This is a genomic window from Amycolatopsis sp. NPDC051903 (assembly GCF_044452505.1).
Lineage (GTDB): Bacteria > Actinomycetota > Actinomycetes > Mycobacteriales > Pseudonocardiaceae > Amycolatopsis.
Genome location: NZ_JBITBT010000008.1, coordinates 73,116 through 88,275 on the forward strand (window position 1 = coordinate 73,116; position 15,160 = coordinate 88,275).

Consider the following 15,160-nt stretch of genomic DNA (forward strand, 5'->3'; position numbering starts at 1 on the left):
GAGCCCACGTCAGGCCGGGAGACCGACGCGGCGCTCCCCGCTGCGCAGCTGCTGCAGCACGACGGCGACCACGAGCAGCGCGCCGTGGGCCACGTTCTGCCAGAACTGGTTGATGCCCAGGCCCGACATGCCGTTGTCGAGCACGCCGAGGATGAACACCGCGAGCACCGTGGAGACGATGGATCCCTTGCCGCCCTTGAGCATCGTGCCGCCGAGCGCCGCGCCCGTCACGGCCTGCAGCTCGAGGCCCTCGGAGCCGGACGTCGGCTGGCCCGAGCCGGTGCGGGCGGTGATCAGCACCCCCGCGATGGCCGCGACCACGCCGACGAGCGCGTAGACGCCGATGATGTAGCGGTTGATGTTGATGCCCGCCAGGCGCGCGGCCGTGTCGTTGCCGCCGATGGCGAACACGTTGCGGCCGATGTCGGTGTACTTCAGCAGGAAGTGCAGCACTGCCGCGACGATCAGGAACACCCACACCAGCGTCGGCAGCCCGAGCACGCTTCCCTTGGCCAGGAAGATGAACAGGTCGTCGGCGCCTGTGTAGCCCTGGGCCTTGCCGTCGGACACGACCTGCGCGATGCCCTTGTACGTCGCGAGTGTGGCCAGCGTCGCGACGACCGGGTTCACGCGCCCGAAGATGATGATCAGGCCGTTGACGAGCCCGCACGCGATGCCGGTGCCGACGGCGGCCAGGATGCCGACGATCGAGCTGCCGGTGGACGTGAACGCCATCGCCGAGATCACCGACGCGAGGCCCGCCATCGAGCCGACGGAGATGTCGAGCGCGCCGAGGATGATCACCAGCGTCTGCACGAGCGAGAGCAGGCCCATGATGGTGATCGCGCTGCCGATCAGCAGCAGGTTGTTGGTGCGCAGGAAGTTGTCGTTGAGCGTCGAGAGCAGCACGACGAGCACCACGAGCGTGATGATCAGGCTGCTGTTCTGCACCCCGATGCCGTTGAGCACCTTGCGCGCGGTCGGCACGCGGTGCGGGCCGGAGTGGTCGGTCGGCTGCTCCTGCGCGGAGCTGGGCCGGGTCGGGGTGCTCACGCCCCCACCTCCTGGATGTCTTCGGCGGCCGGCTCCGTCGCCGGGATGGCCAGGGTCAGTACGGCTTCTTCGGTGGCGTCGTCGCGGCCCACTTCGCCCGCGACGTGCCCGGCGCGCATCACGACGATGCGGTCGGCCAGCGCGAGCACCTCGGGCAGGTCGGACGAGATCACGAGCAGGGCGATGCCTTCTTCGGCGAGACCGTCGATGATCCGGTAGATCTCGGCCTTCGCGCCGACGTCGACGCCGCGCGTGGGCTCGTCGAGGATCAGCAGCCGCGGGCGGCGGGCGAGCCAGCGCGCGAGCACGGCCTTCTGCTGGTTGCCACCCGAGAGCTTGCGCACTTCCTGCTCCATCGACGGCGTGCGCACGCGCAGTTCGCGCACGTACTCCGCCACGAGCTCGCGCTCCTTCGCGCGCCGGATCACGCGGAAGCGGCGCAGGCGGTCGAGCACGGCGATGGACACGTTGTCGCGCACGGACCGCTGCATCAGCAACGCGTCGGTCTTGCGTTCCTCGGGCGCGAACCCGATGCCCGCCTTCACCGCGTCGCCGGGGTTGTGCGCTTTGAAGCGCTTCCCACCCAGCTCCACGGTTCCGGAGCGCACGGGCAGGTCGCCGACGATCGCGCGCGCCAGCTCCGACCGGCCGGCGCCGACGAGCCCGGCGAGGCACACGACCTCACCGGCGCGGACCTCGAACGAGATGTCGGTGACGTCGTCGGTGGTCACGCCGTCCAGCCGCAGCACGACTTCGCCGGTTTCGGCCGTCTCGCGGCGTTCGAGCGCCGAGAGGTCGCGGCCGATCATCATGCGCACCAGCTGGTTCTCGTCGGTGTCGGCGGCCTGCTCGACGCCGATGAGCTTGCCGTCGCGCAGCACGGCGACGCGGTCGGCGAGCTGGAAGATCTCCTTCATGCGGTGCGACACGTAGACCACGGCCACGCCGGAGTCGCGTAGCCGGCGGATCAGCCGGAACAGCGCGTCGACCTCGTGCTCCGACAGCGAAGACGTCGGCTCGTCGAACGCGATCACGCGCGGCGGCGTGGCCGCGGTGAGCACGCGCAGGATCTCGACGAGCTGCCGTTGCGCGGCCGACAGCTTGCTGCCGAGCGTGGCGGGGTCGAGCACGCCTTCGAAGCCGTACTCGACGAGCGCGTCGTGGGTTCGCTGGTTGAGCGTGCGGCGGCTGAACACGCGGGCGCGCGCGGGCAGTTCGCCCACGAACACGTTCTCCGCCACGGAAACGTGCGGGATGATCTCCGGTTCCTGGTAGATCACGCGCACGCCCGCGGCCATCGCCGCGCGCGGGTTGTCGAACACCACCGGCTCGCCGTCGAGGCGCAGGGTGCCCTCGCTGGGCTCGTGGTCGCCCGAGAGCACGCGCAGCAGGGTCGACTTGCCGGCGCCGTTCTCGCCCATGAGCGCGAGGACTTCGCCGGACTGGAATTCCAGCGTCACGTCGTCGAGCGCGGTGACGCCGGAGAAGCGCTTGCCGATGCCCTCGGCGATCAGCGCCGTGGAACTGGCCATGGAGAGCCTTCCTCACAGGGGAACTCGGGGGTGTCGCACGTGGACACCCCCGGGCCGTGGTCGGGTCAGGTGCAGTTGACGCCGGCCGCCTTGAAGTTGTCCTTGTTCACCATCGTGGTCTTGGCGATGGTCTCCGGCGGGAGCTCCTTGCCGTTCTTGATCTTGTCGACGAGCACCTGGATCGCGGTGCGGCCCACCTCGGCGCCCGAGATGTAGAGCGAGGACTTGTTGCCCGTGTCCTTGCCGGCGGCCCAGTCCTTGCAGTCGAGGTAGGCGCCGAGGCCGACGCCGAGGATGTTGTTCGAGGCGACGCCGGAGTTGGCGAGCGCGGTGACGACGCCGGTTTCGTTCTCGTCGTTGCAGCCCCAGACGACCCAGTGCTTCACGCCCGGGTTGGAGCTGATCACGGCGCCGGAGCGGTTCTGCGCGTCGACGGGGGAGTTGTCGGTGCCGACGTCGATCACCTGCACCTGCGCGCCGGCGTCCTTCTCGAACGCGGCCTTCGCGCCGTTGACGCGGTCGGTGCACACGGTGAGGTCCTGCTTGTAGGCGCTGATCACCTTGGTGTCGGCCGCGGACCAGCCGGCGGCCTTGAACAGCTTCGCGGCTTCCTGGCCGACGGACGTGCCCATCTGCGTGCCGTTGAAGCCGACGAACGCCGCGGCCTTGCCCTGGCCGTCCTTGATGACGTCGTCGGAGGCGACGAGGGGGATGCCGGCGCTCTTGGCCTTGTCGATGACCTCCGGGCCGATGGCCTGGTCGGGCACGACGATGGCCACACCGTTGGCGCCCTGGGCGACGGCGGCGTCGAGTTCGGTGATGGCCTTGTTGGCGTCCTGGCCGAGGTTGACGACCTTGAGGTCGACGCCCAGCTCCTTCGCCTTCTCCTGCGCGCCCTGCGCCTGCTCCACGAAGTACTGCTGGTCACCCTGCTTCTGCAGGTAGTAGAGGGTGATCTTGCCGTTGGTGGGCGCCTGCTGCGCGGGTGCGGCGGCGTCCTTGCCCGACGAGCACCCGGCCAACACCGCACCGGCAATCAAACAACAACCAACAACGCTCCAGGTGCGCAACCTGTGCGGGTATGTGGACATCCAGTGCTCCCATGGGGGCCGAGGGCGAGTGTTGCGTCTGCGTGAACTGCGCGTGACTCGTATTACAAGACACTGGATCGGGTGACGTCAACCACAGGTTTGTGGGCGGTTAGCAGGGTGTTACCTACTCTGTGTGATCACTTCACGGCGGCGGCTTCGGTAATTATCGTATTTTTTCTCGTCTGGCCAGGGTTTGTTGCCGGGCGCTGGTTGTGACCGGATCGCGGTTGCTGGTGGGTTTTCTTGTTGACTTGGGTGCGATTACGGTCCGTGAAACCAGGGGTTGCATCCTGTCCGGTGGACATGCGGCAGGATGTGGCGCGCAACAGGGGCGTTTCTGGACGAAGGGGGCGAACGTGGCGCGCATCCGACCGGGCCTGGCGTGGGCCGGAGCCGTGCTGGTGCTGGCGGGGTGCAGCGCGGCACCGGCCGCGCAGCCGGCTCTGCCCGCTTCGCCGGCGCCTGCCGCGTCAAGCGCTCCCGCGGATTCCTTCACCGTCGTGGCGACCGGCGACGTCCTCATCCACCCCGCGCTGACCGACCAGGCCACGACCGACGGCGGCGGCGCGATCGACTACCGCAGGATCCTCGCGGGCGTGAAGCCGCTCGTGTCGAGCGCGGACCTGGCCATCTGCCACCTCGAGACGCCGCTCGCGCCGGAAGGCGGGCCGTACACGGGGTATCCGTCGTTCAGCGCGCCGCCGCAGATCGCCGAGGCCATCAAGGACACCGGCTACGACACCTGCTCGACGGCGTCGAACCACACCCTCGACAAGGGCGCCGCGGGCATCACGCGGACCCTGGACAAGCTCGACGAGGTGGGCCTCGAACACACGGGTTCCGCGCGCTCGGCCGCGGAAGCCGCCAAGCCCCTGATCCTCGACGTGCACGGTGTCAAGGTCGCCCAGATCTCCTCCGCCTTCGGCTTCAACGGCATCGAACGCCCGGCCGGCAAACCGTGGCTGGCCAACGAGATCGACGCTTCGGAGGTCCTCGCGGCCGCCCACGCCGCCCGAGCGGCCGGCGCGGAAGTGGTGATCGCGAGCCTCCACTGGGGCGTCGAGTACCACCACGAGGTCACCGACGAGCAGTCCGCTCTGGCCCGGAAGCTGCTGGCCTCGCCCGATCTCGACCTGATCGTCGGCCACCACGCTCACGTGGTGCAGCCGTTCGCCAAGGTCGATGGCAAGTGGGTCGCCTACGGGCTGGGCAACGAGATCGCCCGCCACGACGACCCCCGCGGCTCCACCGAGGAAGGCACGGCCGCCCGCTTCACCTTCACGCGGACCGACAGCCACTGGGCCGTCTCGAAGGCCGAGTACCTCCCGACCCTCATCGACCTCGGCCCGCCGATCCGGCTGCGTGACCTCACCGGGGGCGTGCACACCGCGCGCGGTGACGAAGCGTTGGCGAACACCGACGAGGTCGTGTTGTCCGAAGACGCCGGCCGCGACGGCCTTACGCGGCCGGGCAAGTAATCCCGCGCCCGGAACCCTCGGTCCGGGAAGGGCCTCTCGACGGAATTCGAGAGGCCCTTCCCGGCACGCGGGGCAGCAGGCCTCAGTGGTCGCGCCGCGTGATGTGGTGAGCCAGCGACGTCAGCTCCGCCGCCGGACGGGCGACGGGGGCGGTCGCGGACAGTGCGGACAGCGCGGCGGCCAGCAGCCGGGAAACCTCCGACGAGCTCCACGACCGGCCGCCCGCCGACTCGACCAGCGCCGCCGCCCGGCGCAGTTGCGTGGCCGACAGCGGCGCCTCCTGCCGGTACAGCGCCGCCAGCTCGTGCGAAGCCGCCGTGTCCTCGGCCAGCGCAGCCACGACCGGCAACGACTTCTTGCGGTTCTGCAGGTCCGAACACACCGGCTTCCCCGTCACCTCCGGATCACCCCAGATCCCCAGCAGGTCGTCGACGTGCTGGAACGCCAGCCCCAGGGCCTGCCCGAACGCCCCGAGCCCCGAAACGTGCTCCCCACGTCCACCCACCGCCAGCACCCCCAACGTGCAAGCCGCCGCCAGCAGCGCGCCGGTTTTACCCTCCGCCATCCGAACGCACGAAGCCCGATCCACCGACCGCCGCCGTTCGAACGCGAGATCCTCGCTCTGCCCGTGCAACAGCTCGAGCACCGCGGTGCTCAACACCCGAGCCGAAGCCGGACCGTCGACCGCCAGCACGTCGAAAGCCAGCGCCAGCAACGCATCACCAGCCAGGATCGCCGGGCTGGTACCGAACACGGTCCACGCCGTCGCCCGATGCCGCCGCGTTTCGTCGCCGTCCATGACGTCGTCGTGCAGCAGCGAGAAGTTGTGCACCAGTTCCACCGCCACCGCCGCAGCGACCGCGTCGGCCGGATCCCCACCGGCCGCCTCCGCCGACAAGAGCACCAACGCCGGCCGCAACGCCTTGCCGCTCGGCACCGCGCCACCCGAGCCCGATCCGTCCCACCACCCGAAGTGGTAACCGGCGATGCGCCGCATCGACTCGGGCATCCGGTCGACCGCCGCGCGCATCGCGGGCTCCCACCGGCCCCGGCTCCACGCCAGCACCTCCGGCACCGTCCTTGCCCGGGTGTCCACTGTGGTCATACGTCCCCTCCGAAGGTGAGTCTCAGCGCCCGATCTCGACGTCGTCGAGCACACCCAGCGCGTCGGGCACCAGCACCGCGGCCGAGTGGTACGCGCTGACCAGGTACGACGTCACGGCCCGGTCGTTGACGTCCATGAACCGCACGTTGAGCCCCGGCTGGTACTCGTCGGGCAGCGCCGCCGGCCGCAGCCCGATCACGCCCGCGTCCTCCTCACCCGTGCGCAGCACGAAGATCGACGTGGTGCCCTGCGGCGAGACCGGGATCTTGTCGCACGGCAGCAGCGGCACGCCGCGCCACGTCGTCACGCGCCGGCCGTCGAGCACGGCGTTCGCCGGGTACAGCCCGCGCGCGGTGCACTCGCGCCCGAACGCGGTGATCGCCTTGGGGTGGGCCAGGAAGAACCGCGACTTGCGCCGGCGGCACAGCAGCTCGTCGAGGTCGTCGGGCGTCGGCGGGCCCGAGCGGGTGGTGACCCGCTGGCCGAGGTCCGCGTTGTGCAGCAGGCCGAAGTCCGTGCTGTTCACCAGCTCGTGCTCCTGCCGCTCGCGCAACGCCTCCACGGTGAGCCGCAGCTGCTGCTCGAGCTGGTTCATCGGCTCGTTGTACAGGTCGGTCACGCGGTTGTGCGTGCGCAGGATCGTCTGCGCCACCGCGAGTTCGTACTCCCGCGGCGCCGGGTCGTAATCCACGTACGTGCCCGGCAGCGCGATCTCGCCGTCGTGCCCGGCGGACAGGTCGATGTTCGCCTCGCCGGACTTGTTGTGCGCCTTCGCCGGGCTCGCCAGCACGGACCTGATGTGCGTGCGCAGGCTTTCGACGCGCCCGTTGAGCCGCTCGAACGCCTCGGCCGGCAGCACGAGCACGATGCACCGGGTCAGCGCCTTCGCGGTGAACTCCCAGGTCCCGGCGCCGCCGCCGAGCATCGAACCGCCGAAGTGGTCGCCCGCGGTGAGCGTGCCCAGGTGCGCGTCTTCGCCGTAGGGGCCCGGCGCGGTCCGAGCCACCTTGCCGTTGGCCACCAGCACCACCGTGTCGAGCGGCGCGCCCGCCGTCACGACGGTGTCGCCCGGTTCGTACTCGCGCTGCTCGAAGCGTTCGGCCAGTGCCGCGAGCGCGTCGGCGTCGCCGAACCCGCGCAGCAGCGGCAGTTCCGCCAGCTCCGCGGGCACGACGTGCACCTGCGCGCCGGTGTTGTAGAAGCTCACCCGGCCGTCGCCGAGCGTGTAGGTGAGCCGGCGGTTGACGCGGTACGAACCGGCCGGCACCTCCACCCACGGCAGCTGCGACAGCAACCAGCGCGGGGTGATGCCGCGCATCTGCGGCAGCGACTTCGTGGTGGTGGCGAGCGTGCGGGCCGCGCGCGTGGACAGCGAAAGTGGCGCGCGCGGTTCTTCGGTGACGGTCATGCGGTTCCTCGCTTGTCAGGCTCGGGAGCGTCCGGGGTTCGCGCGTCCGCCGGTTTCGGCACGATCTTCAGCGCGCTCGTGCCGAGCCCCGTCGGCCCGAACGCCGACGGGGGCAGGGGCGCCGCGCCCGGGCGGGCACCCCCGGTCTCGGGCGGCCGCGGCGGCGTGGCCGGCGCGGACATCAGTCACCCCGTCCGATCTCGGCGTTCTCCAGCACGGCCAGCGCGTCGGGCACCAGCACGGCGGCGGAGTAGTACGCGCTCACCAGGTACGACATGATCGCCTGCTCGCTGATGCCCATGAACCGCACGTTGAGGCCCGGCTGGTACTCGTCGGGCAGGCCGGTCTGGTGCAGGCCCACGACCCCCTGCGCTTGCTCGCCCGTGCGAAGCAGCAGCACGGAGCTCGTCCGCGTGTCGGTGACGGGGATCTTGTTGCACGGCAGCACGGGCACCCCGCGCCACGCCGGCACCTGGTGCCCGCCGAGGTCGACGGCGTCGGGGTACACACCACGGCGGTTGCACTCGCGGCCGAACGCGGCGATCGTCTTCGGGTGCGCCAGGAAGACCGCGGGGTCCTTCCACACCAGGGAAAGCAGGTCGTCGAAGTCGTCGGGGGTCGGCGGCCCGGTGCGGGTCGACACGCGCTGGGCGTAGTCCGCGTTGTGCAGCAGGCCGAAGTCGCGGTTGTTGACCAGCTCGTGCTCCTGCCGTTCGCGCAGGGCTTCGACGGTCAGGCGCAGCTGTTGCTCGATCTGGTTCATCGGCTGGTTGTAGAGGTCCGCGACGCGCGAGTGCACCCGCAGCACGGTCTGGGCCACGCTCAGCTCGTACTCGCGCGGCGCGACGTCGTAGTCCACGAAGGTGCCGGGCAGCTGCGGTTCGCCGTCGTGCCCGGACGCGACGTCGATCGCCGCTTCACCGTGGTCGTTGGCGGGGCCGGCCGAACCCTCGGCGACGGCCGCGACGTGCTCGCGCAGCGAATCGGACCGGTCGAGCACGCCCTGGAACTCGCTGCGGGACAGGGAAAGCACGGTGCACGCGGTCACGGCCTTGGCCGTGTACTCCCAGATCCCGTCGGCGGTGGTGAGCACGGTGTCGCCGAAGTAGTCGCCGTCGGCGAGCGTGCCGAGCACCGTCTGGTCGCCGTACGCGCCGGTGCCGAGCTTGCTGATCTTGCCGTGCGCCACGAGGTAGACCTGGTCGGCCTGGTGGCCGAACTCCACGAGCGCGTCGCCGGGTTCGAACTCGTGCTGCACGAACCGCCCGGCCAGCTCGATCAGCACCTCCTCGTCGTCGTAGCCGCGCAGCGCGGGCAGCTCGCCCAGCTCCGGCGGGATCACGCGCACCTCGGCACCGGTGGTGGTGAAGGTGACGCGGCCGTCGCCGACGGAGTAACTCAGCCGGCGGTTGACGCGGTACGCCCCGCCCGAGACCTCGACCCACGGCAGCACCTTGAGCAGCCACCGCGTGGTGATGCCCTGCATCTGCGGAACGGACTTGGTCGTCGTCGCGAGCGTGCGGGCCGCGGCCCGGCCCAGGCTCAGTTGCGGTTGTTCCGGGTTCGCGGAGTCCACGGGGTCCGTGACGGTCACAGCGAAAACCACCCATCGTCGAATATCCAACGTGCGAAAAGTGTTCGGCACGAATTCAAGATCGTTTGCTGCGGAAATTCATTTTCAACGGCGCCGCGGGATTCAACATATCAAGCCGGCCTGCGCCGACAATCCCACGATCGGGTCACCGGAGCCGATTCACCTGTTTGCCAGAACGGGTAATCGGGCATTTCAGTTCCTGTTGTCGGCGTGTCGGTTTCGAGATGATCTTCCGGTGTCCGATTCCGGTCACCGTGGGTCGGCGGTGGTCACCCGGTTGGGAGGTTCCTGCGTAGATCTCCGGCGAATCGCAGGTGAAAGGCCTATTCAGGGCAGGTGTTCCAACGTTCAACTGCTCCGTTCCGGTGATCAATGCGACGCGAGCACGGCCACTAGAATGAACCGAAGTGCCGTCACTTGTCGCTGCCGAATCGCCTGACTAGCTTGAGCCGGGCCCGCTTCGGGAATTCGTCGAAGAATGGCGAACCGGGCGTTGATCGAGTGGGAAAGGGGTCGGATGAACGTCTACCTGACCGGGATCTTCTGGGTGGTCGGAGCGGCCGTGGCGGCCGCTGTGATCGGCTATCTGGTGCGGCGGTTCGGCTGGGACGAAGGTCGTCGTGACAACAACGACGCGGCCGGTCAGGTGTTCACCATTGTCGGCGGGCTCCACGCGGTGCTCGTCGCCTTCGTGCTGATCTCGCTGTTCGACGCGGTCGGCACGGCCCGCGACGGCTCCTACACCGAGGCCGACAGCCTCGTCTCGATGACGTGGGCCGCCGAAGCGCTGCCGGGCGACACCGGGCCGCGCGTGCAGCAGCTGGCCGAGGCGTACGCGAACACCGTGCAGCACCAGGAGTGGCCGCGGCTCGCCGACGGCGGCCAGGTCCCGCAGACGGGCTGGACGCAGCTCGACCAGCTGCGCAAGACGATCGCGGCGGCGCAGGCCGGCGACGACTGGCAGAACGACCGCAAAACCGAGGCCGCCGACGACCTGTGGCAGGTCTACCAGGCCCGGCAGGAGCGGCTCACCGACGCGGCCACCAGCGGCGTCGGCTCCGTCGTGTGGTTCGCGCTCATCCTCGGCAGCGTCATCTGCGTGCTGCTGCCCAACCTCTTCGGCGGCACGCGCATGGCGGCGCACCTGGTGATCGTGTCGACGCTGGCGGGCACGATCGCGCTGCTCGTCTACGCGATCTACCAGCTGCAGAACCCGTTCGCCGGTGGCGCGAGCATCCAGCCCGACGCGTTCACCTCGGCGTTGTCCCGGCTCGCCTGACCGCCGTGCGCGTGCCTCGATTCGTGCCGGTGGCGGCGGCCGCGGTCGCCGTGTCGGCCCTGCTCGCCGCGTCGGGCTGGCTCGCGCCGCCCGGCCGCACGCACCCGGCGGCACCCGCGTCGTGTCCCGTGCTGCAGGTCGAGAACCAGACCACGCACACGTCCTCCATCGTGCGGCTCACGCTGCCCTCGGGTGAGCGGTACGTGCTCGGCAGCGCCGCTTCGCCGATCAACGCGCTGGCCTACTCGGCGGCGCAGGGCGTGGCGTACGGCGTGACGGACCGGGCCCACGTCGTGCGCGTCGACAGCTCGGGCCGCGTAACGGATCTCGGCGAACGGCCCGGCGTCGGCGTGACCGGCGCCGTGGGTGGTGCCATGGCCGGGAACTCGTGGTACGTGCTGCGCGCCAACGACCTGTACACAGTGGACGCCGATCCGGCGAGCCCCACGTACCTCGGCCTCACCGGACGCGTGCAGCTGCGGCCCGTCGTGCTGTCCGCCGGTGTCGACGACATCGCCTACAACCCTGCGGACGGGCTGCTGTACGGCGTTTCCGGCACCGCCGCGGGCCACGGTTCGGTGGTCACGATCAACCCGCGCGACGGCCGGGTGGCTGCCGTACCCGCGCTGCGGTTCCCGCTCGCGAAGTCCTACGGCTCCGTCGTGTTCGGACCGGACCGTGCGCTCTACGCCACGGCGAACGAGATCGGGCACCGCAGCGTCACGTACCGCTTGCCGCGAGACGGATCCGGGCCGGCCGTGGAGATCAGCACGGGTCCGGACCTCATCAGCTCCGACGCGGCGGGGTGCCTCGCCGCCGCGGCTCCGCCGCCACCGCCGCCACCACCTCCGTCTCCGTCGTCTCGTGCGCCGTCGCCGAGTTCCGTGAGACCCGCGCCGTCGCAGGCGGTCGCGCCGCCGCGGCAAGTGGTTGACCAACCGCCGTCCGTGACCGCGACTCCGGCGACGGCGCCGCCGGATCCCGTCGCCGCGCCGCCTTCCGCGCCGCCGCCGGCGAAATTTCGCCCGGCTCCGACGCCCGAACCGGTGGCCGACGCCGGTGAGCGCGTGGAGAAACAGCGCAGGTGGGGCCTCACCGCGCTGCTCCTCATCATCGGCGGCGGAGCGGCTGCCGCGCGGATGAGGCGTGGCCGTTAACGCGGGCGTCGCCTCGATGACGGGCGTTGTCCAACTCCGGTAACCAGACTCCTCCTCCGGCGCCGGATGACGCCGGAGGAGGAGGAAACGGATGAAGCGCGTGAGAACAGTGGTCGCCGCGGGGATTCTCGCCCTGCCGCTGGTGGCCACCGGCACGGCGTCGGCGCACGGCGGTGACCACACCGCGTTCGCCGCCCGCGACGACCACTACGGGACGCGAGCCGGCCAGCCGCTGCAGGTGCACGGCGACGGGGTCCTCGGCAACGACGGGCCCGGCGGCGGCGCCATCGTGCGGCACACCACGCCCGCGCACGGTTCACTGGCCCTCAACCCCGACGGGACGTTCCGCTACACGCCCGCCGCCGGTTTCCACGGCCGCGACTCCTTCACCTACTCGGTGTCGGACGCGGTCCAGCTCTACCCGACCGACCTGCCGCCGCTCGCGACCATCGGCGGCGTGAAGATCACCGGTGGCGCCTACGGTTCCGCGCTCACGCCGGTGCCGGGTTCGCGCGACGAGTTCTACGGGCTCACCGACCGCGGGCCGAACGTCGACGCGCCGGACGGGTCCAAGGTGGAGCCGTTGCCGGACTTCGACCCGGCCATCGGCAAGTTCCGCCTCAAGAACGGCAAGGCCGTGCTCGAGAAGCGGATCCCGCTGCGCGCCAACGACGGTTCGCCCTACAACGGGCAGGTCAGCACCGCCGCCGACACCGGCGAGAAGATCGTGGGTCTCGACGGCAAGCCGTTGCCCGCCACGCCGAACGGCTACGACTCGGAGGGGCTGGTCGCCGAGCGCGACGGCACGTTCTGGGTGTCCGATGAGTACGGTCCGTTCATCACGCACTTCCGCGCCGACGGCCGCGCGATCGAGCGGCTCTCGCCGTTCGACGGCACGCTGCCGAGCGAGCTGAAGTACCGCGTGCCGAACAAGGGCATGGAGGGCCTCGCGCTCACGCCCGACGGCCGCACGCTCGTCGGGATCATGCAGTCGGCGCTGCAGCAGCCGGACCTCACCAAGAAGCCCGGCAACGTGACCACGCTGCGGATCGTGACCGTCGACCTCAAGACCCGCGCGACGCACGAGTACCTCTACCTGCTCGACGACCCGGACGACACGGGCACGGCCGTCAGCGAGATCACCGCGCTGTCGGCGACGAAGTTCCTCGTGGACGAACGCGATGGCGACTTCGAACCGGGCGCGTTCAAGAAGCTCTACCAGATCGACCTCACGGGTGCGACGGACGTCGGCCCCAAGGCGAACGTCTCGGGTGCTTCGTACGACGCGGTCAAGGGCGGCCTGCTCGTCGGCGACGACCAGCAGAGCATCGACGCCTACGTCGGCAAGGACACCACCGACGAAGCCACCGCGGACCTCGCGAAGGTGGGCATCAAGCCGGTGTCGAAGAAGCTGTTCCTCGACCTCGGCGCGCTGGTCACCGGGTTCGACCCGGCCGGTGGCTTCTTCGGTCACGACAAGGTGGAGGGCGTCGCGACCACCGACGGCGGCCGCACCGTGGTGGTCAGCAACGACAACGACTTCGGCATCGACGGCCTGACCAACACCGAGCCGCCGTACGCGCTCCACGCCAAGACGCTGCCGAACGGGCAGCAGGACGACGGGGAGTACCTGAAGATCGACCTGGCGAAGCTGCCGGCCCGCACCACGACGGCGACGGTCACGATCGACGTCCGCTGAGTGCTGTCCGAAACGGCCGGGGTTCCCCGGGGGACCCCGGCCGTTGTCAGTACTTGAACTGGTCGACGTTGTTCTGCGTGATCAGCAGCGGGTCGCCGAGCAGCAGGGTCCTCGCGCGCTGGTCGTACTTCACCGCCGGAAGTTCGGGGCTCACGTTGTTGCTGGGGGAGAAGCCACGGCCTTCGGCGAGCTGCTGCGCCGTCCACGCGGTGAGGTAGCCCAGGGATTCGACGTTCCACAGCACCGAAGCCGTGCACGAACCGTCGAGCAGGTACGGCTTCATCGTCTGCGGTGTGCCCGTGCCGACGGTGTACACGCGGCCGATCTTCTGCTGGTCGCGCACGGCTTGCGCGACACCCGGCGCCGACGTGGTGCACTCGCCGATCAGGCCCGTCAGGTCCGGGTGGCGGTCGAGGACTTGCTTGGCGAGTTCCGTCGCGGTGGTCGTGTCTTCGCCGGCGTACACGGTTTCCACGATCTGCGCCTTCGGGTAGCGCTGCGCGGTGTAGGACTTCTCGACGTCGATCCACGCGTTGAGGTTTGCCGCGGTCTCCCCGCACGAAACGATGGCGAACTTGCCGGCGCCGCCCGTTTTCGCCATGAGCGAGTCGACGAGCGCGGTACCGACGCCTTCGGGGGAGGCCTGGCTCACGAACACCTCGCGTTGCGACCGCGGCGCGTCGGTGTCGGTGGTGAGCACGTGGACACCCCGGGCGCGGGCGTCGGCGATCGCGGGCGCGAGCGCGGCGGGATCGTTGGGCGCCACGGCGATCACGTCGAAGTGCTGCGCCACGAGGTCGCGCACGATCGCCGTCTGGGCGGCCGGGTCGACCGTCGCGGGGCCCTTCGTGAGCCACTGCGCGCCCAGCTGCTTGGCGGCTGCCATCCCGCCCGCGTTCATGGCGTCGTAGTACGCGAGGCCGGCGACCTTGGGCACGAAGGCGATCTTGATCGGGCCGTCGTCGGCCGCCGTGGTGCGGACCTCCGACGAGCAGCTGCCGAGGCCCGTCACCGCGCTGATCAGCAGCGCGACGCCCAGGACGAGCGTCTTGGACGGCCTTCGCATCCCCACCATTCCTTCGGTTTCACGGTCTGCGCACCGCCGGGCGACCTGGAGCGAACGTAAGGGAGACTGCTCACAGGGGTCAACCGGTCGTGTGCAAAGGGTTACTGAAGTGAGCTCAACCGGATGGCGCAGTCACCTGGTACCCGTTCGGGGTATGTCGCTAGGCTGATGACGATGAGGCGCTCACCCCGCGGGTTCGCGGTCCCGGTTCCGGCGCGCTGGCTGCTGCTCGGCGCGCTGGTGTTCGGGGTGCTCGTGATGCACCACGTGCCGGCGCCGCACGGGGGCGGGATGTCCGGCGAGCCGGGGATGTCGGCGAGTCCGGCCGGGCGCGTCGTACCCGTGCCGGTGAGTCCGGCCGGGGTGGTGGCGAGTGCCGGGTTCGCCGTGGCGACGGTGTCCGCCGCGGACTCGCCGGTGGTGTCGCCGGCTCCCAGCGATGGTGGCCACGGGATGCTGCACCTGTGCCTGGCGGTGCTGCTGGCCGCGGCGGGTGTCGCGCTCGTGGTGGCGTGGCTCGGCCGGTGCCGCGACGGGGTGCCGCCGGGGCCGGATCACCGTGGGATCGCCGGGTTCGCGCGGGCGCCGCCGCCACGGACGGGCCGGGAAGTGCTCACCGCCTCCTGCGTGCTGCGGATCTGATCGGACACGAACGTCTCGTGTCTCGGATCCGTCATCCCCAGTGAGGAAAGAAACAT

12 protein-coding genes are annotated in these 15,160 nt (G+C 70.3%); 5 read left to right on the forward strand and 7 right to left on the reverse strand.

Annotated elements, in window-relative coordinates:
- Window positions 1–9: 9 nt before the first annotated feature.
- The 3 genes from ACIA77_RS20060 to ACIA77_RS20070 form a co-directional block, all read right to left on the reverse strand.
- Window positions 10–1,053 carry an ABC transporter permease gene (locus ACIA77_RS20060; protein WP_395887401.1) on the reverse strand — a complete coding sequence of 348 codons (1,044 nt, stop codon included), beginning with the start codon at window positions 1,051–1,053 and terminating at the stop codon, window positions 10–12.
- Entirely contained in the window at window positions 1,050–2,585 is a 1,536-nt protein-coding gene (locus ACIA77_RS20065; protein WP_395887402.1) for a sugar ABC transporter ATP-binding protein, read from the reverse strand. The genes ACIA77_RS20060 and ACIA77_RS20065 overlap by 4 nt, the downstream gene beginning before the upstream one ends.
- 65 nt (window positions 2,586–2,650) lie before the next feature.
- Window positions 2,651–3,610 carry a substrate-binding domain-containing protein gene (locus ACIA77_RS20070; protein WP_395887403.1) on the reverse strand — a complete coding sequence of 320 codons (960 nt, stop codon included), beginning with the start codon at window positions 3,608–3,610 and terminating at the stop codon, window positions 2,651–2,653.
- A gap of 422 nt (window positions 3,611–4,032) precedes the next feature.
- Here ACIA77_RS20070 and ACIA77_RS20075 point away from each other — a divergent pair, with 422 nt between their 5' ends.
- Window positions 4,033–5,154 carry a CapA family protein gene (locus ACIA77_RS20075; protein WP_395887404.1) on the forward strand — a complete coding sequence of 374 codons (1,122 nt, stop codon included), beginning with the start codon at window positions 4,033–4,035 and terminating at the stop codon, window positions 5,152–5,154.
- A gap of 82 nt (window positions 5,155–5,236) precedes the next feature.
- Here ACIA77_RS20075 and ACIA77_RS20080 read toward each other — a convergent pair whose 3' ends face one another.
- The 3 genes from ACIA77_RS20080 to ACIA77_RS20090 all read right to left on the reverse strand — a co-directional run bounded on the left by ACIA77_RS20080 (window position 5,237) and on the right by ACIA77_RS20090 (window position 9,261).
- Window positions 5,237–6,259, reverse strand: coding sequence for a family 2 encapsulin nanocompartment cargo protein polyprenyl transferase (locus ACIA77_RS20080; protein WP_395887405.1), 1,023 nt, complete (start codon window positions 6,257–6,259; stop codon window positions 5,237–5,239).
- 22 nt (window positions 6,260–6,281) lie between these two features.
- Window positions 6,282–7,667, reverse strand: a complete 1,386-nt coding sequence (locus ACIA77_RS20085; protein WP_395887406.1) for a family 2B encapsulin nanocompartment shell protein — start codon at window positions 7,665–7,667, stop codon at window positions 6,282–6,284.
- Window positions 7,668–7,848: 181 nt separating this feature from the next.
- Entirely contained in the window at window positions 7,849–9,261 is a 1,413-nt protein-coding gene (locus ACIA77_RS20090; protein WP_395887407.1) for a family 2B encapsulin nanocompartment shell protein, read from the reverse strand.
- A 517-nt stretch (window positions 9,262–9,778) separates the two neighbouring features.
- Here ACIA77_RS20090 and ACIA77_RS20095 point away from each other — a divergent pair.
- The 3 genes from ACIA77_RS20095 (at window position 9,779) to ACIA77_RS20105 (ending at window position 13,396) form a co-directional block, all read left to right on the forward strand.
- Complete coding sequence (locus tag ACIA77_RS20095) at window positions 9,779–10,540, forward strand: hypothetical protein (RefSeq protein WP_395887408.1); 762 nt, start codon at window positions 9,779–9,781, stop codon at window positions 10,538–10,540.
- Between the two features lie 5 nt (window positions 10,541–10,545).
- Window positions 10,546–11,697, forward strand: coding sequence for a DUF6923 family protein (locus ACIA77_RS20100; RefSeq protein ID WP_395887409.1), 1,152 nt, complete (start codon window positions 10,546–10,548; stop codon window positions 11,695–11,697).
- Between the two features lie 91 nt (window positions 11,698–11,788).
- The gene (locus tag ACIA77_RS20105; protein ID WP_395887410.1) at window positions 11,789–13,396 is read left to right on the forward strand and encodes an esterase-like activity of phytase family protein; all 1,608 of its coding nucleotides are present in this window, start codon (window positions 11,789–11,791) and stop codon (window positions 13,394–13,396) included.
- Between the two features lie 46 nt (window positions 13,397–13,442).
- Here ACIA77_RS20105 and ACIA77_RS20110 read toward each other — a convergent pair whose 3' ends face one another.
- The gene (locus ACIA77_RS20110) at window positions 13,443–14,462 is read right to left on the reverse strand and encodes an autoinducer 2 ABC transporter substrate-binding protein (RefSeq protein WP_395887411.1); all 1,020 of its coding nucleotides are present in this window, start codon (window positions 14,460–14,462) and stop codon (window positions 13,443–13,445) included.
- 174 nt (window positions 14,463–14,636) lie between these two features.
- Between ACIA77_RS20110 and ACIA77_RS20115 the strand changes: the two genes are divergently transcribed.
- On the forward strand, window positions 14,637–15,104 hold the full coding sequence (locus ACIA77_RS20115) for a hypothetical protein (protein ID WP_395887412.1): 468 nt from the start codon (window positions 14,637–14,639) through the stop codon (window positions 15,102–15,104).
- Window positions 15,105–15,160 lie beyond the last annotated feature (56 nt).